Below are 16375 nucleotides of genomic sequence, written 5' to 3' on the forward strand. Positions count from 1 at the left end.
ACACAAGATGACTAAAAAAAGAGTAGTTGTTACAGGACTTGGAGCATTATCTCCACTTGGCAACGACGTCGATACAAGTTGGAATAACGCAATCAACGGTGTGTCCGGAATCGGTCCGATCACTCGTGTTGACGCTGAAGAATATCCGGCAAAAGTTGCCGCTGAATTAAAAGATTTTAATGTTGAAGATTATATGGATAAAAAAGAAGCCAGAAAAATGGACCGCTTTACACAATATGCGGTTGTGGCTGCGAAAATGGCGGTTGAAGATGCAGATCTTAACATTACCGATGAGATCGCGCCGAGAGTCGGTGTTTGGGTAGGCTCCGGTATCGGAGGACTTGAAACACTAGAGTCTCAATTTGAAATCTTCTTAACAAAAGGCCCAAGACGGGTAAGCCCGTTTTTCGTGCCAATGATGATTCCTGACATGGCGACAGGCCAGATTTCTATTGCATTAGGAGCAAAAGGGGTGAACTCTTGTACGGTTACAGCATGTGCTACAGGAACGAACTCCATCGGTGACGCGTTTAAGGTTATTCAGCGCGGTGATGCAGACGTGATGGTCACAGGCGGAACAGAAGCGCCGCTGACAAGAATGTCATTCGCCGGCTTTAGTGCCAACAAAGCGCTGTCTACTAATCCAGATCCGAAAACAGCGAGCCGCCCGTTTGATAAAAACCGTGATGGCTTTGTCATGGGGGAAGGTGCAGGGATTATCGTTCTTGAAGAACTTGAGCATGCCCTGGCCCGCGGCGCTAAAATTTACGGAGAAATTGTCGGCTACGGCTCAACCGGAGACGCTTATCATATCACAGCGCCGGCCCAAGACGGTGAAGGCGGAGCGAGAGCGATGCAAGAAGCCATTAAAGATGCAGGCATTGCACCTGAAGAAATTGATTACATCAATGCTCACGGGACAAGCACGTATTACAACGACAAATACGAAACAATGGCGATTAAGACCGTTTTTGGCGAGCATGCGCATAAACTTGCGGTAAGCTCTACAAAATCGATGACAGGCCACCTCTTAGGAGCAGCCGGCGGTATTGAAGCCATTTTCTCTATCCTGGCCATTAAAGAAGGCGTGATTCCGCCGACAATCAATATTCAAACACCTGACGAAGAATGTGATTTGGATTATGTGCCTGATGAAGCCCGCAGACAGGAACTTAATTATGTTCTCAGCAACTCATTAGGATTCGGCGGACACAACGCAACATTAATCTTTAAAAAATATCAATCATAATCAAGCCAAACCGGCTGCCCTTAAAGGGTAGCCGGTTTTTTTTGTGTGCATAGGATTAAAAGAGGAGGCGATCACATGAGTGTAGAACAAACATATAGCTGGCTCAGGAAGGCCGGTTCAATAGATGATTTGGCGCATTACATTATCCCGCTTTTTTCAGGTGCGGAGAAAAAGAACTGGAAGGGCATTCTGGGGCATCTTCAGCATCATGGGATGTTTAAAAACATAAAAGAGGGTATTCAGACGGTTTCCAAGCTGAAGGAAAAAGGTTTTTACGGACATATCCAAAAGGAAGAACAGTACCTCAAAAACAAATGGCAAGGTCCTGATGTACCAATTGTTACGCTGCCGGTTGATGAACGAAACAGGAGAATCCGTTTAGAATTCGGATCAAAATCAGGACTCGCCTTTCAAGACAAAATGTTCCTTTTTCTTTCGTCAGATTTAGATTTTGGGTCGGTATCTGCCCTTATGACGCATGAGTATCATCACGTTTGCCGGTTAGGTCATCTGACAAAAGAGGAAAAGGATGTCACATTACTTGATACAATCATCATGGAAGGGCTGGCGGAATATGCTGTTTATGAGAGGTTCGGCCGAAGTCAAACGGCTGAATGGACGACTTGGTATACACCGGAACAGCTTCAGGCTTTATATGAAAAAAAGATTGCGCCCCATCGGGATATCAAACGGGATAATCGATTATTTCCCCAGCTGTTATTCGGCAAAGGATATCAGCCAAAAATGCTTGGATACGCAGTTGGATTCAATATTGTAAAAAAATATTTAACCGCCAGCAAGGCAAGCACCGCAGACGGGCTGTCCATTCCTGCTGAGACCTTTTTGGATGCAATGCTTTAAAAGGATAAAATAATGGAATTTCATTAATAATATTACATTTATCCTAAAAAATTCTTGATTTTGCAAAATGATTGTAATAATATACAACTATAAAATTTTTCGATAATTCAATATTATTTATTATTTCTGAATAAAGGGATTGCTTTCTCTTGAAAACGTTTGACAACAAGAGGGGGGAAAGGGGAGCTAGCATGAGCACACTTTTAGAAGTGAATAATTTAAAGACTTATTTTTTCAGGAAAAAGGAGCCGATCCCTGCGGTTGACGGAGTCGATTTTCACATCAGCAAAGGCGAAACCGTCGCGCTTGTAGGTGAATCGGGCTCCGGAAAAAGCATTACTTCTTTATCAATTATGGGCCTCGTCCAAAGCTCAGGCGGAAAAATCATGGACGGCTCTATTAAACTCGAAGACAAAGACCTCACCTCATTCACTGAAAACGATTATTGCAAAATCCGCGGTAACGAAGTATCCATGATCTTTCAGGAACCAATGACCTCCCTTAATCCGGTGTTAACAATCGGAGAACAAATTACCGAAGTGCTGATTTACCATAAAAACATGAAGAAAAAAGAAGCCCGTCAACGAGCTGTTGAACTCTTGCAGATGGTCGGTTTCTCCCGGGCGGAGCAAATTATGAAGGAGTACCCGCATCGGCTGTCCGGCGGTATGAGACAGAGGGTGATGATTGCCATCGCACTGAGCTGTAATCCTAAACTGCTCATTGCTGATGAACCAACGACAGCGCTGGACGTGACAATACAAGCCCAGGTGCTGGAGCTCATGAAAGATCTCTGTCAGAAGTTCAATACATCGATTCTTCTCATCACACACGACTTAGGTGTCGTGTCTGAAGCTGCCGATAGAGTGATTGTCATGTACTGCGGACAAGTCGTAGAAAACGCCACTGTTGATGACTTATTTTTAGAACCGCTTCATCCGTATACAGAAGGCCTGCTTACGTCAATTCCTGTTATAGATGGAGAGATTGATAAATTAAATGCGATTAAAGGCAGTGTGCCTACACCGGATAATCTGCCGCCGGGGTGCCGTTTTGCCCCAAGGTGCCCGAAAGCTATGGATAAGTGCTGGACAAATCAGCCTTCGCTTTTGACACACAAAAGCGGAAGAACGGTGAGATGCTTTTTATATGAGGAAGAGGGTGCCGAACAATCATGACAGCAGCTAATCAAGAAACAATCTTAGAGCTTCGTGACGTAAAAAAATACTTTCCGATCCGGTCAGGCCTTTTTCAAAGAAAAGTCGGTGATGTAAAAGCGGTGGATGGTGTTTCATTTTCGTTAAAAAAAGGAGAAACACTCGGAATCGTTGGAGAGTCGGGCTGCGGAAAATCGACTGCCGGCAGAACGATGATCAGACTGTACAAACCGACAGAGGGCCAAATTCTTTTTAAAGGGCAGGATATTTCCAATCTGTCAGAGGAGAAGCTGCGGAAGAGTGTCCGCAAAAATATTCAAATGGTTTTCCAAGATCCATTTGCTTCGTTAAACCCGAGAAAGACCCTGCGTTCCATCATAAAGGAGCCGTTTAATACGCACAACATGTATACCATGCGTGAACGAAACGAAAAAGTTGAAGAGCTGCTTGCAAGAGTAGGGCTTCACCCGTCGTTTGCCGGCCGTTATCCCCATGAGTTTTCAGGCGGCCAGCGTCAGCGGATCGGCATTGCCAGAGCACTCACTTTGAATCCAGAGCTGATCATTGCAGATGAGCCGGTTTCCGCACTTGATGTATCCATTCAGGCCCAAGTGATTAACTTGATGGAGGAATTACAGGAAGAATTTAATCTTACGTATCTATTTATCTCTCATGATCTGAGTGTCGTCCGCCATATCAGCGACAGAGTCGGAGTAATGTATCTTGGCAAAATGATGGAACTGACCGGCAAGCATGAGCTTTATGACAACCCGCTTCACCCATATACCCAAGCGCTTTTATCCTCCGTTCCGGTTACAAGAAAAAGAGGTTCTGTCAAACGTGAACGCATTGTCCTGAAGGGAGAACTGCCTAGTCCGGCCAACCCGCCAAAAGGCTGCGTATTCCACACAAGATGTCCTGTTGCAAAACCGATATGCAAGGAACAAATACCAGAATTTAAAGAAGCTGCTCCCAGCCACTTTGTGGCTTGTCACCTTTATAGCTAATGTTGCCCGCACAGCTTTGAGAGGGGGTATGCACACTACATAAACAACAGCCTAGAAGAACGAACATTTCAAGAGGGGGAATATCTAATGAAAAGACGGAAAACCGCACTGATGATGCTAAGTGTATTGATGGTTCTGGCCATCTTTTTATCAGCCTGCTCGGGATCAAAATCAAGCAACAGCAGCGCGAAAAAATCAGCAGGCAAACCGCAGCAAGGCGGGGATTTGGTTGTTGGTTCAATCGGAGAACCCACACTTTTTAACTCTCTGTATTCTACCGATGACGCAAGTACGGATATTGAAAATATGCTGTACAGCTTTTTAACGAAAACGGATGAAAAACTAAATGTGAAATTGTCACTCGCTGAAAGCATTAAAGAATTAGACGGCGGCCTTGCATATGATGTGAAAATTAAAAAAGGCGTTAAGTTTCATGACGGAAAAGAACTGACTGCAGACGACGTCGTATTTACGTACAGTGTCCCTTTAAGCAAAGATTACAAGGGAGAACGCGGTTCAACATATGAAATGCTGAAATCCGTAGAAAAAAAAGGCGATTACGAAGTCTTGTTTAAGCTGAAATATAAAGACGGTAATTTCTACAACAATGCGTTAGACAGCACAGCTATTCTGCCGAAACATATTCTCGGTAATGTTCCGATTGCTGATTTAGAAGAAAATGAGTTTAACAGAAAGAAACCAATCGGTTCAGGACCATTTAAGTTTAAGGAATGGAAGCAGGGCCAATATATTAAGCTCGAAGCGAATGATGATTACTTTGAAGGAAGACCGTATTTAGATACTGTGACGTATAAAGTCATTCCTGACGCAAATGCTGCCGTTGCTCAGCTGCAGGCAGGCGATATTAATTTCTTTAATGTGCCCGCCACTGACTACAAAACGGCTGAAAAATTCAACAACCTAAAAATCGTTACTGATTTGGCATTAAGTTATGTGTACATCGGGTGGAATGAAAAAAATGAATTATTCAAGGATAAAAAGGTTCGTCAAGCGCTAACAACCGCTCTTGACCGCGAGTCAATCGTCAGCCAAGTATTAGATGGAGACGGCGAGGTAGCTTACATTCCGGAAAGCCCTTTATCTTGGAACTATCCTAAAGATATAGATGTTCCGAAATTTGAGTACAACGAGAAAAAAGCGAAACAGATGCTTGCAGAAGCCGGCTGGAAAGATACGAACGGTGACGGCATTCTGGATAAAGACGGAAAGAAATTCTCGTTTACCCTTAAAACGAACCAAGGAAACAAAGTCCGTGAAGACATCGCTGTCGTCGTTCAGGAACAGCTGAAAAAAATCGGCATTGAAGTGAAAACCCAGATCGTTGAATGGAGCGCTCTCGTTGAACAAATGAATCCTCCGAATTGGGATTTTGATGCAATGGTCATGGGATGGAGTTTATCCACATTCCCGGATCAATATGATATTTTCCATTCAAGCCAGATTAAAAAGGGTTTGAACTACGTTTGGTATAAAAATGCCGAAGCGGATAAACTCATGAAAGATGCAAAATCAATCAGTGACAGAAAGCAGTATTCAAAAGAATATGAGCAAATCTATCAAAAAATTGCGGAAGATCAGCCGTATACGTTCTTGTATTATCCTAACAACCATATGGCAATGCCGGAAAATCTTGAAGGATACAAATATCATCCGAAACGTGATTTGTATAATATTGAAAAATGGTGGCTTGCAAAATAAATTTCCCTTAAAGGGGAGGGAGAGCGTTTTCTCCCTCTTCTGTTTTTAATAAGGAAAGTAAAGGGGGACAAGTATATGGCTGCATATATTATCAGAAGAACCTTAATGTCTATCCCGATTTTATTGGGAATTACGATTTTATCATTTGTTATCATGAAAGCCGCGCCCGGAGATCCGATGACATTAATGATGGACCCGAAAATCAGCCAGGCTGACAGAGAGCAGTTTATTGAAAAATACGGTCTGAATGATCCTCAGTACGTTCAATATTTAAAGTGGCTAGGCAACATGGTGCAGGGTGATTTCGGAACGTCTATTGTCAGAAAAGGAACGCCTGTTTCAGAATTGATTATGGCAAGACTACCCAATACGCTCCTGCTGATGCTGGTTTCAACGATTTTGGCTCTTATGATTTCTATTCCGTTCGGTGTCCTGTCGGCAAAGCGGCCGTATTCAAAAATCGACTATGGCATTACATTTACCTCGTTTATAGGCCTGGCTATTCCAAACTTTTGGTTTGGATTAATTTTGATTATGGTGTTATCGGTAAATCTCGGCTGGTTTCCAACTGGGGGTGTCGAGACACTGAATACCGAATTCAATATATTTGACCGGATTCATCATTTAATTCTGCCTGCATTCGTTCTAGCTACAGCTGACATGGCCGGACTGACGAGATACACGAGATCCAATATGCTTGATGTATTAAATCAAGATTATATTCGCACAGCGAGAGCAAAAGGATTTAAAGAGAACAGAGTGCTATTTAAACATGGATTGAGGAATGCATTATTACCCGTCATTACAATTTTCGGTTTGATGATTCCTTCATTTATCGGCGGATCTGTCGTTGTCGAACAAATTTTCACTTGGCCGGGATTAGGAAAGCTGTTTGTCGATTCAGCATTCCAGCGCGATTATCCGGTTATCATGGCAATGACTGTGATCTCGGCGGTTCTTGTCGTTGTCGGAAACCTCATTGCAGACATCCTTTACGCGATTGTTGATCCGCGGATCGAATATTAAAAGGAGGGAAACAGAGATGTCAGAGCTGCAAACAACTCCCTCGCCGGAGATCAGGCTGAAAGAAAATATTTCGAAAAAGCCAGAAACAATGACAAAGATTTTCTGGGAAAAATTCTCGAAAAACAAACTGGCCATTTTAGGTGCCGTTATTCTTTTTATCATTATTATGTCTGCTGTTTTCGCCCCTTTAATTGCACCTTATCCCCAAGAGCAGCAAAGCCTGCTTGATAAATATAAGGCGCCGGGCCTTGAACATCTGATGGGAACGGATAAATTTGGACGTGATATTTTCAGCCGGATCCTATATGGAGCGCGTGTCTCTTTATTGGTTGGATTTGCGTCCGTAGTCGGTTCGATTTTGATCGGAACGGTTTTAGGAGCATTAGCCGGATATTTCAGAGGAATAGTGGATGCTGTCATTATGCGTGTAGTTGACATTGTGTTATCCATTCCTGATATTTTCTTGTTGATCACGCTGGTCACCATCTTCAAGCCGGGTGTGGACAAATTGATTTTAATTTTCTGTCTCACAGGATGGACCACAACAGCACGATTAGTAAGGGGAGAATTCTTGTCGCTCCGTTCAAGGGAATATGTTCTTGCTGCTAAAACAATTGGAACAAAAACGCACAAAATTATTTTTTCTCATATCCTGCCCAATGCGTTAGGGCCGATTATCGTGTCAGCTACGCTGAAAGTTGGGTCTGTTATTCTAGCTGAATCGGCGCTAAGCTACTTGGGCTTTGGAATCCAGCCGCCAATCGCTAGCTGGGGGAACATGCTTCAAGACGCACAGAATTTCACAGTAATGATTCAAGCATGGTGGTACCCGTTATTTCCCGGGCTATTTATTTTAATGACCGTTTTATGCTTCAACTTTGTCGGTGATGGCCTGCGGGATGCGCTTGACCCGAAAAATATTAAATAAAAATGAATATCATATCTGTTATAAAATATCACCAAATCAGAAAAAAGCAGGTCTCCTTTAGTCAGAAAATATACAAAGAGATCTGCTTTTTATGATTCTTACATAAACCCAGTGATTCCAGATTTCCTCAATCTCTTTGGAATAATTTCTCTATCCCTTGCCTATACTGTGGACAACAGTTTTTATAAAAGTGAGGGGTTAGAGATGTTATTTCTTCATGATGTGTGGGTCAATTGGTTTGAAGGGGAAGAAAATGGCTACAATGTATGCCACTTTCACGAATGGCGCAAGGAAGATACGGTTGAGCTTTTGGATCAGGTGCCGCTGTTAAGGGTGCCGTCAGTACTGTTTCATTACATAGAAAACGATTTGTCAGAGCTTCCGAAAGGTTTGCTTGAAGACGTACATCAGAAATCGTACATTCGAAAAAATCATGAGCGGACAAAGCTTGAGTATTGTTTTGTCGTAACAGACGGAATCGGCATTTTAGCTGTTGACACGATCGGCTACACGATCCCTGTCAGAAAAAGCCGTCTAATCCCAAGACAGGAGCAGCTCGTTTATGAAATGGTAAAAGATGTAGAGCCTGAAACATATGAATTTGAGCCAAAGAAGCTGGAATCCTCCAAGGAATATCACATCTTATCATTAGCACCAGAACATGTCAGAGGACTGACAAGAAAAGAACGGCAAATTAAGCAGCTGATGTTTATGGCGCTTGACCAATTAAAAGGGCTGAAAAACCGAGCGGAAATTGGCTACTGGTACACAGAGTGGAATCCGCATATGTATGAACAAATCAAAAGGATGAGCTTTGAAGAGATTTGGGACATGCTGTATAACGAAACAATTGAAGGCTGGTCGGACAAACACCTAGCTTTTTGCGAAAACCTAATAAAAGGACAGCCTTTTTTCGAAAAGCTTTGGGAAATGGAAAACGAATCAAAGGTCAACTGAAAAAAACCGCTCTTTGCAAAGAGCGGTTTTTTGATTAGCGTCTTTTTCTTCCAAGACCCATGGCATTCTCCATTTTTTTCAGCATTTTGTTTGCTGTCCGATTCGCTCGTTCCGCGCCTTCATCAAGAATCCGGTCTAATTCTTCAGATTCTATCAGCTCGTAATAGCGGTCCTGGATCGGTTTTAATGCGTTCACTACGACTTCTGCCAAATCACCTTTAAACTCGCCGTAGCCTTTTCCTTCGTACTTTGCTTCAAGCTCTTCAATTGTCGTATTGCCGAGGATTGAATAAATTGTAAGAAGGTTGGAAACGCCCGGTTTGTTTTCCTTATCAAATTTGACAATGCCTTCAGAATCCGTTACTGCGCTTTTGATTTTCTTTTCAAGCTGCTTCGGCTCATCCAGCAATGTAATATAAGCTTTCTGATTCGGATCAGATTTGCTCATTTTCTTCAGCGGATCATTCAGAGACATGATACGTGCACCGACTTTTGGAATTTTCACTTCCGGAATCGTAAAGATGTCGTTGTATTTTTTGTTGAAGCGTTCTGCAAGATTCCGCGTCAGCTCAAGGTGCTGCTTTTGATCCTCGCCGACAGGTACAAGATCCGTTCCGTACAGCAGAATATCAGCGGCCATCAGCGGCGGATATGTTAACAGGCCGGAGACGACAGCTTCATTGCCTTTGGATTTGTCCTTAAATTGAGTCATCCGCTCAAGCTCGCCGATATAGGCGACACACTGCATCATCCATCCGGCCTGCGCATGTGCGGGGACCTCTGACTGAATAAACAATGTTGCTTTTTCTGGATCAAGTCCGACAGCTAAGTAAAGCGCCGCGAGATTGCGGATATTCTTTCTAAGCTCAAGCCGGTCTTGAGGAACAGTTATCGCATGCTGATCGACGATGCAAAAATAGCTGTTATAATCATGCTGCAGTTCGACAAACTGCTTCATTGCACCGATATAGTTGCCGAGCGTCACTGAGCCGCTTGGCTGAATGCCTGAAAAAATCGTTTGTTTCATGAAAACATCAACCTCATTTCTTAAAACATAATAAAAAAGGCTCATTCTTCCCCTGTAAAAAAGGGACGAATGAACCGTGGTACCACCCTGATTATTCCATTAAAATGGAATCACTCTGACGTTTGTAACGGAGACTGCTCCGGCTGAGCCTACTTTTTTCCAGTTCGGTCAGCTGCTCCAAAGTCCATTCCACATTGCCCGTTATCTGCTCCCAGCACCGCAGACTCTCTTCAAACAGGTGAAACGTGTACTACTCTTTTTCATAGCAAGCTTTTCTTTTGATTGCTTCATTATAAATCAATTATAACCAATTGTCATCATGAAAAAACATTCTTTTTTCCAGTAAAATTGTAATAATATAAATAACACGAGTGCTGTAAAATCCTTAAATGATAACTGCTATCAGCGTAAAAACAGGCAGATATTATATGTAAAAAGCAATATGGGCAGAAAACACATGAAAAAGTTTTTAATCAATTTATGCTTTAAATGGTAGAAGGATATTATGTTCATGGAAGAAAAACTAACGAAGTTTAAATATTTTAAATTGATAAAATAATATTGCAATAAATTATTTGTTTCATTATAATGAACTTGTTCACTCTATTGTTACAGCTTTTTTACAAAAATAATCAGAAAAGACGGAACAGAATAAAAGTTGTGGAAACTCAGGTTCATTTGTCTGATATTTCTGAGGATTTAGCCGTAAGGAGCTGAAAATTATTATTAGGGGGTTTGCGAATATGAAAAAACGTTGGTCGATTGTCACGTTGATGCTCATTTTCACTCTCGTGCTGAGCGCGTGCGGCTTTGGCGGCAGCGGATCAAACGGTGAAGGGAAAAAGGACAGTAAAGGAAAGACGACACTTAACATTAATATTAAAACTGAGCCGTTCTCCTTACATCCGGGATTGGCAAATGATTCAGTATCAGGCGGTGTTATCCGTCAGACTTTTGAAGGATTGACACGTATCAATGCAGATGGTGAGCCTGAAGAAGGCATGGCTTCTAAAATTGAAACGAGCAAGGACGGAAAGACATATACATTTACCATTCGTGATGGTGTGAAATGGTCTAATGGAGACCCTGTAACTGCACAAGATTTTGAATATGCTTGGAAATGGGCGCTTGACCCTAATAATGAATCACAATACGCTTACCAGCTCTACTACATAAAAGGTGCTGAAGCGGCGAATACCGGAAAAGGCAGCCTAGACGATGTGGCAGTAAAAGCTGTGAATGACAAAACGCTGAAGGTTGAATTAAATAACCCGACTCCATATTTCACTGAATTAACTGCGTTCTATACGTATATGCCGATCAATAAGAAAATTGCAGAGAAAAATAAAAAGTGGAATACAAATGCCGGAGATGATTATGTATCAAACGGGCCGTTCAAAATGACGGCATGGAAACACAGCGGCTCTATTACTCTCGAAAAAAATGACCAGTATTGGGATAAAGACAAAGTCAAACTGAAGAAAATCGATATGGTTATGATCAACAATAACAATACGGAACTAAAAAAATTCCAAGCTGGCGAACTTGATTGGGCCGGTATGCCGCTCGGACAGCTTCCGACAGAATCCCTGCCGACCCTGAAAAAAGACGGTTCTTTACATGTTGAGCCGATTGCAGGAGTGTATTGGTACAAATTCAACACTGAAGCTAAGCCATTAGACAACGTCAATATCCGTAAAGCTTTAACATATTCGCTTGACCGTCAGTCGATTGTTAAAAACGTTACGCAAGGAGAGCAAATCCCGGCAATGGCTGCAGTGCCGCCTACAATGAAGGGATTTGAGGATAACAAAGAAGGATACTTCAAAGACAATGATGTCAAAACAGCAAAAGAATACCTTGAAAAAGGCCTAAAAGAAATGGGCTTAAGCAAGGCATCTGATTTGCCAAAAATCAAATTGTCTTACAACACTGATGACGCACACGCGAAAATCGCTCAAGCAGTACAAGAAATGTGGAAGAAAAATTTAGGCGTTGATGTTGAGCTTGATAACTCAGAGTGGAATGTCTATATTGATAAGCTCCACAGCCAAGATTATCAAATCGGCCGTATGGGCTGGCTCGGCGACTTCAATGATCCTATCAACTTCCTTGAATTGTTCCGCGACAAAAACGGAGGAAATAACGATACAGGCTGGGAAAATCCAGAATTCAAAAAGCTTCTGAATCAGTCACAAACTGAAACAGATAAAACAAAACGTGCAGAGCTGCTGAAAAAAGCAGAAGGTATTTTCATTGATGAAATGCCGGTTGCCCCAATCTATTTCTATACTGATACTTGGGTACAGGATGAAAACCTAAAAGGTGTTATCATGCCAGGTACTGGTGAGGTTTATTTCAGAAACGCATATTTTAAATAAGGCTACGTCTGAAAATAAAAGACCTCAAGGTATATGGGGAGAAAAGCCCCATATACCTTTCTTACTGATGGAGTATAAAAATGTAAAAACCATGGAGGTGTTCCCCCTTGCTAAAATATATCGGAAGACGCTTAGTCTATATGATTATCACACTATTTGTGATTGTAACTGTGACATTCTTCTTAATGCAAGCAGCACCGGGCGGGCCATTTTCAGGTGAGAAAAAGCTTCCGCCTGAAATTGAAGCAAATTTAAATGCGCATTATGGCTTGGACAAGCCGCTGTTTGTACAATATGTCAGTTATTTGAAATCAGTTGCAATGTGGGATTTCGGACCGTCATTTAAATATAAAGGTCAGAGTGTTAACGACCTGATCAGTTCAGGTTTCCCCGTTTCATTTACTCTTGGAGCAGAAGCTATTCTCCTCGCTTTAGCGTTAGGTGTATTGTTTGGGGTCATTGCAGCCCTTTACCATAATAAGTGGCAGGATTATACCGTCGCGATTTTAACGATATTTGGTATTTCGGTTCCGAGCTTTATCATGGCGGCTGTTCTGCAATATGTGTTCTCCATGAAGCTTGGGCTGTTTCCGGTCGCGGGGTGGGATTCCTGGGCATACACCTTTTTGCCTTCCATCGCACTTGCTTCCATGCCGATGGCGTTTATTGCCAGACTTTCCCGTTCAAGCATGATCGAAGTGTTAAACAGTGATTATATCCGCACAGCGAAAGCGAAAGGGCTTTCCCGCCCAGCGGTTACAGTGCGGCACGCCATTCGAAACGCACTTTTGCCGGTTGTTACATATATGGGCCCGATGGCCGCACAGGTCTTAACGGGGAGCTTCATTATTGAAACCATTTTTGGGATTCCGGGGCTTGGTGCACACTTCGTCAACAGTATTACAAACCGTGATTATACGGTCATTATGGGTGTAACGGTGTTCTTCAGTGTCATCTTGCTATTGTGTGTATTAATCGTAGATGTGTTATACGGCATTATTGATCCAAGAATCAAGCTTTCCAAAGCAAAGAAAGGAGCCTAGGCCATGCAGAACATTCCAAAAAACATGTTTGAACCAGCCGCAGCGAATGCCGGCGATGCAGAAAAAATAAGTAAAAAGAGCCTTTCCCTCTGGAAAGATGCGATGCTTCGCTTCCGCAGCAATAAGCTTGCAATGGTCGGGCTTATCATTATCGTACTTATTATCCTTATGGCAATTTTTGCGCCGATGTTCTCAAGGTATGATTATTCAACTACTAATCTCTTAAATGCGGATAAGCCGCCTTCAAAAGATCACTGGTTCGGAACAGATGATCTTGGACGGGACATTTTCGTCCGTACATGGGTAGGGGCGCGAATCTCAATCTTTATCGGTGTTGCAGCTGCTGTTCTCGATTTGCTGATCGGCGTCATTTGGGGGAGCATTTCAGGCTTCCGCGGAGGAAGAACAGATGAAATCATGATGCGTATCGCTGATATCCTTTGGGCAGTTCCTTCATTATTAATGGTTATCTTACTGATGGTTGTTCTTCCGAAAGGTCTATTTACGATTATTATTGCCATGACGATTACAGGCTGGATTAATATGGCCAGAATCGTGCGCGGACAAGTGCTGCAGCTGAAGAATCAGGAGTATGTGCTTGCTTCACAGACACTGGGTGCAAAAACATCCCGTCTTCTATTTAAACATATCGTGCCAAACGCAATGGGTTCTATTTTGGTCACGATGACACTGACAGTTCCTACTGCGATTTTTACAGAAGCCTTTTTAAGCTATTTGGGACTTGGTGTTCCGGCTCCGCTGGCAAGCTGGGGAACGATGGCTTCTGACGGATTGCCTGCATTGACCTATTATCCGTGGCGTTTATTCTTCCCTGCCGGATTTATCTGCATTACAATGTTTGGTTTTAACGTTGTCGGCGACGGATTAAGAGACGCATTGGATCCTAAGTTACGTAAATAAGGGAGTGATACGGGTGACACGCCTATTAGAAGTAAAAGATTTAGCAATTTCATTTAAAACATATGGCGGAGAGGTCCAGGCGATCCGCGGAGTGAATTTCCATCTGGATAAAGGGGAGACGCTGGCCATTGTTGGAGAATCAGGTTCCGGAAAAAGTGTAACCTCTCAAGCGATTATGAAGCTGATTCCAATGCCTCCGGGTTATTTCAAACGCGGTGAGATCCTGTTTGAAGGAAAGGATCTGGTGCCGCTGTCCGAAAAAGAAATGCAAAATGTCCGGGGAAAAGAGATCGGCATGATATTCCAAGATCCGATGACCTCTTTAAATCCAACGATGAAGGTCGGTAAACAAATTACGGAAGTGCTTTTTAAACACGAAAAGATCTCGAAGGAAGCGGCTAAAAAACGCGCGGTTGAACTGCTGGAATTAGTCGGTATCCCAATGCCGGAAAAGCGGGTGAACCAATTTCCGCATGAATTTTCAGGCGGGATGAGACAGAGGGTTGTCATTGCCATGGCGCTTGCAGCGAATCCGAAACTTCTGATCGCCGATGAGCCGACAACTGCTCTTGATGTAACGATTCAAGCGCAAATTTTGGAATTAATGAAGGATTTGCAAAAGAAAATTGACACGTCCATCATCTTTATCACACACGATCTTGGTGTTGTGGCTAACGTTGCTGACCGGGTCGCTGTCATGTACGCGGGACAGATTGTAGAAACTGGTACGGTAGACGAAATCTTCTACGACCCGAGACATCCGTACACTTGGGGGCTTCTTGCATCCATGCCGACACTGGAAAGTTCAGGAGAGGAAGAGCTGACTGCAATTCCGGGCACGCCGCCTGATTTGACAAACCCGCCAAAAGGAGATGCTTTTGCCCTGCGGAGCTCTTACGCGATGAAAATCGATTTTGAACAGGAGCCGCCAATGTTTAAGGTATCCGATACTCATTATGTAAAATCGTGGCTGCTTCATCCTGACGCGCCAAAGGTAGAGCCGCCTGAAGCGGTAAAAGCGAAAATGCGTAAACTGGCAAACACGTTTGAAAAACCTGTCTTAGTGAGAGAAGGTGAATGAATTGACTGAAAAACTATTAGAAATCAAACATTTAAAACAGCACTTTGTCACGCCGAGGGGAACGGTTAAGGCTGTAGATGATTTATCATTTGATATCTATAAAGGTGAAACATTAGGGCTGGTTGGTGAATCTGGCTGCGGTAAATCGACAACAGGCCGAAGCATTATCAGGCTGTACGAAGCAACCGATGGTGAGGTGCTGTTCAACGGCGAAAATGTGCACGGGAGAAAATCGCGGAAAAAGCTGCTGGAATTCAACCGCAAAATGCAGATGATTTTCCAAGACCCCTATGCATCCCTGAATCCGAGAATGACAGTTGCTGATATTATTGCTGAAGGCCTTGATATTCATAAGCTGGCAAAAACGAAAAAAGAGCGGATGCAGCGAGTTCATGAACTATTGGAAACAGTGGGATTGAACAAGGAACACGCGAACCGCTATCCTCATGAATTTTCCGGCGGCCAGCGCCAAAGAATCGGGATTGCCAGAGCGCTTGCTGTTGATCCGGAATTCATTATCGCGGATGAGCCGATTTCCGCTTTGGATGTATCCATTCAAGCGCAGGTCGTGAATTTAATGAAAGAACTGCAAAAAGAAAAAGGGCTCACATACCTGTTTATTGCCCACGATTTATCGATGGTCAAATACATCAGTGACCGCATTGGCGTCATGTATTTCGGGAAACTGGTTGAGCTTGCGCCGGCAGATGAGCTTTATGAAAATCCGCTTCACCCATATACAAAATCATTGCTTTCTGCGATTCCGCTTCCTGATCCGGACTATGAGAGAAATCGCGTTCGCCAGAAATATGATCCGTCTGTCCATCAATTAAAGGATGGGGAAACGATGGAATTCCGTGAAGTCAAACCGGGACATTTTGTGATGTGCACGGAAGCCGAATTTAAAGCTTTTTCATGATTCATCAATCCTTCAAGAGATTTCTCTTGAAGGATTTTTTTGCGTCTTCATAGAAAGTGAGAATGATAACATTTACAATTAGAGGAAAAAGCGGAGGCG

14 protein-coding genes and 1 other annotated feature are annotated in these 16375 nt (G+C 43.0%); of the genes, 13 read left to right on the plus strand and 1 reads right to left on the minus strand.

The features are described 5' to 3' along the window. Positions 1-7: 7 nt before the first annotated feature. From fabF to NST22_RS06175, 8 genes are all read left to right on the plus strand, one after another. Positions 8-1249: a beta-ketoacyl-ACP synthase II gene (gene fabF, locus NST22_RS06140; RefSeq protein ID WP_003244890.1), complete on the plus strand. Its 1242-nt coding sequence runs from the start codon at positions 8-10 to the stop codon at positions 1247-1249. A 75-nt stretch (positions 1250-1324) separates the two neighbouring features. Further along, the gene (locus tag NST22_RS06145) at positions 1325-2110 is read left to right on the plus strand and encodes a DUF2268 domain-containing protein (RefSeq protein ID WP_003232967.1); all 786 of its coding nucleotides are present in this window, start codon (positions 1325-1327) and stop codon (positions 2108-2110) included. 191 nt (positions 2111-2301) lie between these two features. Continuing rightward, the gene (gene appD, locus NST22_RS06150) at positions 2302-3288 is read left to right on the plus strand and encodes an oligopeptide ABC transporter ATP-binding protein AppD (protein ID WP_003232965.1); all 987 of its coding nucleotides are present in this window, start codon (positions 2302-2304) and stop codon (positions 3286-3288) included. Continuing rightward, on the plus strand, positions 3285-4274 hold the full coding sequence (gene appF, locus NST22_RS06155) for an oligopeptide ABC transporter ATP-binding protein AppF (protein ID WP_003232964.1): 990 nt from the start codon (positions 3285-3287) through the stop codon (positions 4272-4274). The genes appD and appF overlap by 4 nt, the downstream gene beginning before the upstream one ends. Positions 4275-4361: 87 nt before the next feature. Continuing rightward, a complete protein-coding gene (locus NST22_RS06160; RefSeq protein WP_003245082.1) occupies positions 4362-5993 on the plus strand; it encodes a peptide-binding protein in 1632 nt (543 codons plus the stop codon). A gap of 75 nt (positions 5994-6068) precedes the next feature. Further along, on the plus strand, positions 6069-7019 hold the full coding sequence (gene appB, locus NST22_RS06165) for an oligopeptide ABC transporter permease AppB (RefSeq protein WP_003245828.1): 951 nt from the start codon (positions 6069-6071) through the stop codon (positions 7017-7019). Between the two features lie 16 nt (positions 7020-7035). After that, positions 7036-7947 (plus strand): oligopeptide ABC transporter permease AppC, encoded by a 912-nt coding sequence (gene appC, locus NST22_RS06170; protein ID WP_003232961.1) that lies wholly within the window; start codon positions 7036-7038, stop codon positions 7945-7947. 204 nt (positions 7948-8151) lie between these two features. Then, positions 8152-8904: a YjbA family protein gene (locus tag NST22_RS06175; RefSeq protein ID WP_003239298.1), complete on the plus strand. Its 753-nt coding sequence runs from the start codon at positions 8152-8154 to the stop codon at positions 8902-8904. Between the two features lie 34 nt (positions 8905-8938). Here NST22_RS06175 and trpS read toward each other — a convergent pair whose 3' ends face one another. Continuing rightward, the gene (gene trpS, locus NST22_RS06180) at positions 8939-9931 is read right to left on the minus strand and encodes a tryptophan--tRNA ligase (protein ID WP_003245134.1); all 993 of its coding nucleotides are present in this window, start codon (positions 9929-9931) and stop codon (positions 8939-8941) included. 58 nt (positions 9932-9989) lie between these two features. After that, positions 9990-10204, minus strand: a binding site (T-box leader). A gap of 470 nt (positions 10205-10674) precedes the next feature. Here trpS and oppA point away from each other — a divergent pair. From oppA to oppF, 5 genes are all read left to right on the plus strand, one after another. Beyond that, on the plus strand, positions 10675-12312 hold the full coding sequence (oppA, locus tag NST22_RS06185; protein ID WP_003232957.1) for an oligopeptide ABC transporter substrate-binding protein OppA: 1638 nt from the start codon (positions 10675-10677) through the stop codon (positions 12310-12312). Positions 12313-12419: 107 nt separating this feature from the next. Next, complete coding sequence (oppB, locus tag NST22_RS06190) at positions 12420-13355, plus strand: oligopeptide ABC transporter permease OppB (RefSeq protein WP_003245554.1); 936 nt, start codon at positions 12420-12422, stop codon at positions 13353-13355. 3 nt (positions 13356-13358) lie between these two features. Further along, the gene (gene oppC / locus NST22_RS06195) at positions 13359-14276 is read left to right on the plus strand and encodes an oligopeptide ABC transporter permease OppC (protein ID WP_003232954.1); all 918 of its coding nucleotides are present in this window, start codon (positions 13359-13361) and stop codon (positions 14274-14276) included. 4 nt (positions 14277-14280) lie between these two features. After that, positions 14281-15357: an oligopeptide ABC transporter ATP-binding protein OppD gene (gene oppD / locus NST22_RS06200; RefSeq protein WP_014906294.1), complete on the plus strand. Its 1077-nt coding sequence runs from the start codon at positions 14281-14283 to the stop codon at positions 15355-15357. 1 nt (position 15358) lies between these two features. Beyond that, positions 15359-16276 (plus strand): oligopeptide ABC transporter ATP-binding protein OppF, encoded by a 918-nt coding sequence (gene oppF / locus NST22_RS06205; RefSeq protein ID WP_003245567.1) that lies wholly within the window; start codon positions 15359-15361, stop codon positions 16274-16276. The last annotated feature ends 99 nt before the right edge of the window (positions 16277-16375 follow it).

Origin of the sequence: Bacillus sp. PS237 (assembly GCF_037963345.1) — a bacterium.
Lineage (GTDB): Bacteria > Bacillota > Bacilli > Bacillales > Bacillaceae > Bacillus > Bacillus subtilis.